The organism is Duganella violaceipulchra, from assembly GCF_019166075.1.
GTDB lineage: Bacteria > Pseudomonadota > Gammaproteobacteria > Burkholderiales > Burkholderiaceae_D > Rugamonas > Rugamonas violaceipulchra.
In genome coordinates this window covers 1-362 of record NZ_JAHTGR010000154.1, presented here as the reverse complement: position 1 = coordinate 362, position 362 = coordinate 1, and the positions used below count along the sequence as shown (strand labels likewise).

General features: G+C 69.6%; 1 protein-coding gene. It reads left to right on the top strand.

Annotated elements, in window-relative coordinates; all coding sequences use genetic code 11:
• On the top strand, positions 1–362 hold a 362-nt coding region (locus tag KVP70_RS33445; protein WP_217946736.1), incomplete at both ends, for an AMP-binding enzyme.

Below are 362 nucleotides of genomic sequence, written 5' to 3'. Positions count from 1 at the left end.
CGTTTGCCGGCGTGGCCGAAGCGAAGCTGTACAAGACGGGCGACCTGGCGCGCTTCCTGGACGATGGCAATATCGAATACCTGGGCCGCAACGACTTCCAGGTCAAGCTCCGTGGCTTCCGCATCGAGCTGGGCGAAATCGAGGCGGCGCTGGCCGCCTGCGCCGGCGTGCGCGAGGCGGTGGTGCTGGCGCGCGAAGACCAGCCGGGCGACCAGCGCCTGGTGGCCTACGTGGTGGCCCAGGACGGCATGGAGCTCGACATCGCCGCGCTGCGCGCGCAGCTGGGCCGGACGCTGTCGGAATTCATGGTGCCCGGCGCCTTCGTGGTGCTGGATGAGCTGCCGCTGACGCCGAACGGCAAG